We start from the raw sequence: 7,808 nt of genomic DNA on the forward strand, positions 1-7,808 counted from the left end.
AGTGGAGTGGCTGACGGATAATGGTTCATGCTACCGGGCTAATGAAACACGCCAGTTCGCCCGGATGTTGGGACTTGAACCGAAGAACACGGCGGTGCGGAGTCCGGAGAGTAACGGAATAGCAGAGAGCTTCGTGAAAACGATAAAGCGTGACTACATCAGTATCATGCCCAAACCAGACGGGTTAACGGCAGCAAAGAACCTTGCAGAGGCGTTCGAGCATTATAACGAATGGCATCCGCATAGTGCGCTGGGTTATCGCTCGCCACGGGAATATCTGCGGCAGCGGGCTTGTAATGGGTTAAGTGATAACAGATGTCTGGAAATATAGGGGCAAATCCAATCGCCGGTCGGGCGGCTGTTGGCGTTAGGTTTGATAACGATATTGGGTTTTGTGAAATGCGCGCGCGGCAGTGGCGCGACGGCAGCCAGAGTGCCGTGCTTCTGGCGCAGCTCTTCAATTGGACCGAACTCAAGTGCACGCAGCGGGCAGGATTCGATGCATATGGGTTGTTTCCCCTCGGCGACGCGCGAATAACAACCATCGCACTTCGTCATGTGCCCTTTTTCAGCATTGTACTGTGGTGCGCCGTACGGACAAGCCATGTGGCAGTAGCGGCAGCCGATACAAACATCTTCATCAACCACCACAAAGCCATCTTCACGCTTATGCATTGCGCCGCTGGGGTAGACTTTTGTACATGCGGGGTCATCGCAATGGTTACAGGAGATGGAGAGATAATAAGCGAACACGTTCTGGTGCCAGATGCCATTATCTTCCTGCCAGTCGCCGCCAGCATATTCATAAATACGGCGGAAACTGACTTCCGGGCCAAGATCTTTAAAATCTTTGCACCCCAGTTCGCAGGTTTTACAGCCAGTACAGCGGCTGGAATCGATAAAAAATCCATATTGTGTGGTCATGGGCTACTCCTTAAACCTTTTCGATCTGGACAAGATTGCTGTGCGACGGGTTTCCCTTTGCCAGCGGTGAAGGGCGGTGAGAGGTCAGAATATTGATACTGCCGCCGTGATCGACCCGGTCACCAAACATATCCGCTTTAAGCCACGCACCTTGCCCGATGGCGGTAACGCCAGGCAGAATACGCGGAGTCACTTTTGCGGCAATCAGCATTTCTCCATTATTGTTAAATACCCGCACGGTATCGCCATGACGGATACCGCGTGCCTGAGCATCAATGGGGTTGATCCACACCTCTTGTGGGCAGGCCTGCTGTAACACATCAATATTGCCGTAGCTGGAGTGGGTACGCGCTTTGTAGTGGAAGCCCGTTAACTGCAGTGGATAGGTTTTCCGCAGGGGATCGTCCCAGCCATCAAAACCTGGGGTATACGCAGGAAGGGGATGAATAATTTCATCTTTTTTCAATTCCCAGGTATCTGCAATCTTCGCCAGTCGTTCAGAATAAATTTCGATTTTCCCCGAAGGTGTTTTCAACGGGTTTGCCTGTGGATCTTCACGGAATGCGCGGAAAGCGACGTAGTGTTCTTCCGGGCATTTTTTCTTAAAGATCCCGGTCGTTTTCATCTCCTCGTAGTCGAGCATCTCAGGGTTACGTTCCTTCGTTTTCGCATGGAGATATTTGATCCATTCATGCTGACTGCGACCTTCAGTAAAGGTTTGATAAACGTCTGGTCCTAAGCGTTTGGCGACTTCACTCAGCATCCAGTAGATGGGTTTGCGTTCAAATTTTGCTGAGGTTGCGGGTTGGGCGAGGATCACATAGCCCATATTCCCTGCAGATTCATGAGAGATAAGGTCTTCTTGCTCTGTTGGCATCAGGTCGGGCAACAGGATATCGCAATACTTAGCCGAGGCCGTCATGAAGTGGTCAATGCCAACAATCATCTCGCACTTGCTGTCATCCTGAAGCACCTCATGGGTGTGATTGATGTCGCCATGTTGATTGATCAATGTGTTACTGGCGTAGCACCATAAAAACTTGATGGGGACATCCAGTTTTTCTTTTCCACGAACACCATCACGGGTCGCGGTCATTTCCGTACCATGGTCGATGGCATCTGTCCATGTAAAGACGGAAATCTGCGTTTTAACAGGATTCTCAAGCATCGGGAACCATTCTCCCCCCAGATCCCAGCTACCTTCGCGTACACCTGAGTTGCCGCCGTTTATGCCAACGTTACCGGTGAGAACGGAAAGCATGGCAATAGCGCGGGACGTTTGCTCGCCGTTGGAATGTCGTTGTGGCCCCCAACCCTGACAAATATAAGCAGGTTTTGCTGAACCGATCTCTCGCGCCAACTGGATAATTTTTTCTGCCGGGATGCTGGTGATTTTTGCTGCCCATTCCGGCGTTTTAGCTATGCCGTCAGGCCCTTCGCCCAGAATATAGGCTTTATAATGCGCGTTACGTGGTGCGTTGGCGGGCAGCGTTTTTTCATCGTAACCAACACAATATTTGTCGAGAAATGGCTGATCGACCATGTTTTCAGTAATCAGTACCCAGGCAATCGCACAGGCCAGTGCGCCATCGGTGCCAGGGCGAATAGGCAGCCATTCATCTTCACGCCCGGCAGCAGTGTCGTTATAACGTGGATCGATGACGATCATGCGTGCGTTTGAACGTTCGCGGGCTTGCTCGACGTAGTAAGTGACACCACCGCCGCTCATCCGCGTTTCTGCCGGGTTATTTCCGAACATAACGACCAGTTTCGTATTGGCGATATCATCCGGGCTGTTGCCATCATTGGCACCGAACATATAACTCATTGCGGCACTGATCTGTGCGGTACTGTAGCTGCCATAGCGACTGAGAAAACCACCGCAAGAGTTCATCAGACGGTACGGGACGTTTGAGTTGGTGATGTTTCCGCCATCTACGCCTGTTCCGTACAGGACATGTACAGCCTCATTGCCGTAATCTTTCAGGATCCGCCGAAGATTATCACTGATGGTATCCAGGGCTTCGTCCCAACTTATCCGTTCAAATTTACCTTCACCGCACTTGCCGACGCGCTTCATGGGATATTTCAACCTATCAGGATGATTCATCCGTCGGCGGATAGAGCGCCCGCGTAAACACGCTCGAACCTGATGATTACCGTAGACGTCGTCACCTGTCGTATCAGACTCCACCCAGTACACGGTGTCATCTTTCACATGCAAACGTAACAGACAGCGGCTCCCGCAGTTAACGGTGCAGGAACTCCAGACCGCTTTCTCTTCTACCGGAGCCTCTGCCGCCCGGACCATTTGGGAAAATGGCAGAGTGAAAGCACTGCTTGCCAGCGCAAGACTGCCAAGTGCGGAGGTTTTCATCAGACTTCTACGGCTGATTTCAGCCTTCATGAGCGCCTCTGTGGTATGGATTTTCATCATTACTCACTTATTGCTTTTCAAACAAAATGTCATGCCAGAATTTATGGTTGTCGTGGGTTATATTTTTTCGATCTCGACCAGATTAGTGTGCTGCGGGTTTCCCTTCGCCAGTGGTGAAGGGCGCAGAGTGGTTAGCGTATTCACACAGCCGCCATGGTCGATTTTATCGCCAGACATATTGGCCTCGTGCCAGGCTCCCTGGCCCATAGCGCTAACTCCAGGGAGAATACGTGGTGTTACTTTGGCTGGTAGCCGAACTTCGCCACGATGGTTAAACACCCGCACCATATCGCCGTTGGCAATCCCACGTTTCTGCGCATCTATAGGGTTGATCCACACCTCCTGACGGCAGGCAGCCTTCAGGAGATCAATATTGCCGTAGGTCGAGTGAGTACGGGATTTGTAATGGAAACCAAACAGTTGCAGTGGGAAGGTTCTACGTTCAGGGGAGTTCCAGCCTTCAAAGGTTGAGGCATAAACTGGCAATGGGCTTATCACTTCATCTTTTTCCAGTTCCCAGGTACGGGCAATTTCCGCCAGCCTGCTGGAATAAATTTCAATCTTACCGGAAGGCGTTTTAAGTGGATTTGCCTCGGGGTCGTCACGAAATGCTTTGTAGGCGACAAAATGGCCATTGGGATCTTTACGCTTATAGATACCCATTTTTTTCAGTTCGTCGTAAGACGGTAACGCCGGATCTTTGGCAAGCATTTTGGCGTACAGATGTTGTAACCATTGTTCCTGCGTGCGACCTTCTGTGAACTTTTGATAGACGTCAGGTCCAAGACGTTTCGCGACTTCACTCAGGATCCAGTAAATCGGTTTGCGTTCGAATTTTTCGCTGGTGACAGGCTGGAGGAAAATGAGATATCCCATGTTACCGGCGTAGTCGTTAGGAATAATATCTTCCTGCTCAACGGTCATCAGGTCTGGCAGTTTGCCGATGAGGTCATAAAGTTTTCGATGACCACAATCATTTCGCATTTCGATTCGTCCTGCAGAATTTCATGCGTTTTGTTGATGTCAGAATGCTGATTAACGAGGGTATTTCCCGCGTAGTTCCAGATGAACTTAATGGGCACATCCAGTTTATCTTTGCCGCGGACGCCGTCGCGGATTGCCGTCATTTGCGGACCATGATCGATAGCATCTGTCCAGCTGAAGCAGGAGATTGACGTTTTGACCGGATTATCCAGCACCGGCAGGCGTTCTATGGTAATGGTATAGGTCGATTCACGCGCGCCACTATTTCCGCCGCTGATGCCGACATTGCCCGTCAAAATAGGCAACATAGCAATAGCGCGTGCAGTCAGTTCGCCGTTTGCCTGGCGTTGCGGCCCCCAGCCCTGGCAGATATAAGCGGGTTTTGCTGTGCCAATTTCACGCGCCAGTTTGATGATACGGTCCACCGGGATACCGGTAATTTGCGAAGCCCACTGCGGCGTTTTCGCTGTATTATCATCACCTTCACCAAGAATATAGGCTTTATAGTGACCATTTTTTGGTGCATCTGCGGGTAAGGTTTTTTCGTCATAGCCGACGCAGTATTTATCGAGAAAAGGTTGATCAACGAGATTTTCGTTAATCAATACCCAGGCAATACCCGCAACCAGCGCGGCATCGGTGCCCGGGCGAATAGGAAGCCATTCATCTTCACGACCAGCAGCCGTATCGGTATATCGCGGATCGATAACAATCATTTTGGCGTTCGATTTCTCGCGCGCTTTTTCAAGAAGATAAGTGATGCCACCGCCGCTCATGCGGGTTTCTGCCGGGTTGTTACCAAACATCACGACCAGCTTGCTGTTTTCAATATCCGTGGTGCTGTTGCCATCATTACTGCCGTAGGTGTAGGGCATGGCACAGGAAATTTGTGCGGTGCTGTAGGAGCCATACTGATTGAGTGAACCGCCGTAGCAGTTCATCAGGCGTTTGACCGCCGAGGCTGATGGCGAAGAGCGGGTCATATTGCCGCCAACAATCCCCGAAGAGTACTGAATATATACAGCCTCATTGCCATATTGTTCGACGGTTTTTTTCAGGCTACTGGCGATAGTATCCAGGGCTTCATCCCAGCTAATCCGTTCGAATTTGCCTTCACCGCGTTTACCCACGCGTTTCATTGGGTAATTCAAGCGATCGGGATGATTAATACGCCGGCGGATGGAGCGACCGCGCAAACAGGCGCGTACCTGATGGTTGCCGTACTCATCGCTGCCGGTATTGTCAGTTTCCACCCAGGTCACTTCATTATCTTTAACATGTAGACGAAGTGCACAGCGGCTACCACAGTTGACGGAACAGGCACCCCAGATCACTTTTTCGCTGGCCTGTTGTACCGTTGCCGCTGCACTGCGCAGGGTGAACGGTAAAGAAAAACCGCCTGCAGCCAGCGCCAGAGAACCTATCGCGGTTGATTTAACGAGTGTTCTGCGGCTGATGCCCACCATTCGGTCATTTTTGGACATAACTCACTCCCTGTTCTTTATCGTTATATAAATGTTTATGTATTGAATATTTAGCGCGCTAACAATAGAGGGGGGTATACCCATTTTGGGTTAAGAATTATTAATCCACATCAATAGAAGGGTATGAGTAATAAGGTGGGATTATGTTGTATGTTCAAATCGCCGGATGTGTCATATCCGGCGTTCAGTCGATAATGTATTACTGCGGTTCGGCAGGCGCGCCATCCTAGGTAGACTGCGCGGGAGCAGAGACGTTAGCGCTGGTGGTGCGGGTGTAGAGAATTTTATGCGTATCATTAGCACAATGCCCGACGACCTGGGAATCAGGCTGATCAACCTGGTCATTGGGTACAATACTTAATGTGAAGCTGCTTTCGGGTACGCCATTATTGATAATGCGCTGTGATATATCGCTCTGTATGCGCTCACAGGATCCCGGCGCGGCGAGTACCGCGGGTGAGGCGAGGGCGAGCAGAAGCGCGGCACAGCAGGTTGAGAGTTTCATCATAAGCTCCTTACGCGAAGATAACTTCTTTAAGCATAGCATTTAACGTGTAAAGTACTGTATTTGCTACTATGATTGAGAATCATCTCTACTCTCTGGTGACTGTTGTGAAATACAAATTACTACCATGCTTACTCGCGATATTCCTCACAGGATGTGACCGCACAGAGGTAACACTTTCATTTACCCCTGAGATGGCCAGTTTCTCTGATGAATTCGATTTTGATCCGCTGCGTGGTCCGGTAAAAGATTTCACTCAGACATTAATGGATGAGCAAGGTGAAGTGACGAAACGTGTTTCTGGGACTTTGTCGGAAGAAGGCTGTTTTGATTCACTCGAATTACTGGATCTGGAAAATAATACCGTGGTCGCTCTGGTACTGGACGCCAATTATTACCGTGATGCCGAGACGCTGGAGAAGAGAGTACGTTTACAGGGAAAATGCCAGCTAGCAGAATTACCTTCTGCCGGGGTGAGTTGGGAAACCGATGATAATGGCTTCGTGATTAAAGCCAGCAGCAAACAAATGCAGATGGAATATCGCTATGATGATCAGGGTTATCCACTGGGTAAAACCACGAAAAGTAACGACAAAACATTATCTGTCAGCGCCACGCCATCAACGGACCCGATCAAAAAATTAGATTACACAGCGGTTACTTTACTGAATAATCAACGAGTTGGTAATGTAAAACAGAGCTGTGAATATGACAGTCACGCCAATCCGGTGGACTGTCAGCTGATCATTGTTGATGAAGGAGTAAAACCCGCCGTCGAACGGGTTTACACCATCAAAAATACGATCGATTATTATTAATGCTATTGTGCGGTCGGCTTCAGGAGAGTCTGACCCGGTGTTTTGTGCTCTGCCAGATACTGATGCTGGAATATACACATGCGAATGGCATTACGATATTGACCATTAATAAAAAACTCATGCATCAATTCACCTTCAACCGTAAAGCCAAGCTTGCGGTAAATGTGAATCGCTTTTTCATTCTCTTTATCGACGATCAGATACAGCTTATAGAGATTGAGAACGGTGAAGCCATAGTCCATTGCTAATTTGGCGGCACGGGTTGCCAGACCTTTCCCCTGATACTCCGGGGAGATAATTATCTGAAATTCTGCCCGGCGATGTACATGGTTAATTTCCACCAGCTCCACCAGACCGGCTTTTTCGCCGTCACATTCCACCACAAAGCGTCGTTCGCTCTGATCGTGAATATGTGAAGTGGTCGACAAAAACTGGCCACCGAGTTAGAGTTTTTCCAGTATCGATTTTCCGATTCGTTTGGGGGTAACCCACCGTTATATTCGTGCGGTCTTAGTGCGCTGTAATATCCAACGATATAGTCCGTTATGGCGTGAGCTGCCTCGCTGAAGCTTACGTAACCCACCACCGGCATCCATTCGTTCTTCAGACTCCTGAAGAAGCGTTCCATTGGGCTGTTATCCCAGCAGTTTCCGCGC

5 protein-coding genes and 3 pseudogenes are annotated in these 7,808 nt (G+C 49.7%); 2 read left to right on the forward strand and 6 right to left on the reverse strand.

The window, feature by feature from the left end; genetic code table 11:
- Window positions 1-331, forward strand: a 331-nt coding sequence (locus BHE85_RS07340) for an integrase core domain-containing protein (protein WP_000321149.1), incomplete at its 5' end; no start/stop codon positions are given.
- On the opposite strand, the gene BHE85_RS07345 is transcribed toward BHE85_RS07340, so the two are convergent.
- From BHE85_RS07345 to BHE85_RS07360, 4 genes and pseudogenes are all read right to left on the reverse strand, one after another.
- Window positions 256-924: a DMSO/selenate family reductase complex B subunit gene (locus BHE85_RS07345; protein ID WP_039064130.1), complete on the reverse strand. Its 669-nt coding sequence runs from the start codon at window positions 922-924 to the stop codon at window positions 256-258. The genes BHE85_RS07340 and BHE85_RS07345 overlap by 76 nt on opposite strands.
- 10 nt (window positions 925-934) lie before the next feature.
- On the reverse strand, window positions 935-3,358 hold the full coding sequence (ynfF, locus tag BHE85_RS07350) for a selenate/tellurate reductase subunit YnfF (RefSeq protein WP_073692111.1): 2,424 nt from the start codon (window positions 3,356-3,358) through the stop codon (window positions 935-937).
- Window positions 3,359-3,418: 60 nt separating this feature from the next.
- A pseudogene (gene ynfE, locus BHE85_RS07355) lies at window positions 3,419-5,829 on the reverse strand (selenate/tellurate reductase subunit YnfE).
- Window positions 5,830-6,055: 226 nt separating this feature from the next.
- A complete protein-coding gene (locus BHE85_RS07360) occupies window positions 6,056-6,334 on the reverse strand; it encodes a DUF1161 domain-containing protein (protein WP_000778145.1) in 279 nt (92 codons plus the stop codon).
- A 107-nt stretch (window positions 6,335-6,441) separates the two neighbouring features.
- Between BHE85_RS07360 and BHE85_RS07365 the strand changes: the two genes are divergently transcribed.
- Window positions 6,442-7,152 carry a YnfC family lipoprotein gene (locus BHE85_RS07365; RefSeq protein WP_011379205.1) on the forward strand — a complete coding sequence of 237 codons (711 nt, stop codon included), beginning with the start codon at window positions 6,442-6,444 and terminating at the stop codon, window positions 7,150-7,152.
- 2 nt (window positions 7,153-7,154) lie between these two features.
- Here BHE85_RS07365 and speG read toward each other — a convergent pair.
- Both speG and BHE85_RS07375 read right to left on the reverse strand, forming a co-directional pair.
- Window positions 7,155-7,565: pseudogene (speG, locus tag BHE85_RS07370) on the reverse strand (spermidine N1-acetyltransferase); the annotation flags it as partial.
- A gap of 14 nt (window positions 7,566-7,579) precedes the next feature.
- Window positions 7,580-7,808, reverse strand: a pseudogene (locus BHE85_RS07375) (integrase core domain-containing protein); the annotation flags it as partial.

It is taken from the genome of Shigella sp. FC1567 (genome assembly GCF_001743015.1).
GTDB classification, from domain to species: Bacteria; Pseudomonadota; Gammaproteobacteria; order Enterobacterales; family Enterobacteriaceae; genus Escherichia; species Escherichia coli.

Coding starts and splice junctions, on each gene's coding strand:
- ynfF (WP_073692111.1), bottom strand. CDS start 3,358: ATGAAAATCCATACCACAGAGGCGCTCATGAAGGCTGAAATCAGCCGT.
- BHE85_RS07345 (WP_039064130.1), bottom strand. CDS start 924: ATGACCACACAATATGGATTTTTTATCGATTCCAGCCGCTGTACTGGC.
- BHE85_RS07360 (WP_000778145.1), bottom strand. CDS start 6,334: ATGAAACTCTCAACCTGCTGTGCCGCGCTTCTGCTCGCCCTCGCCTCA.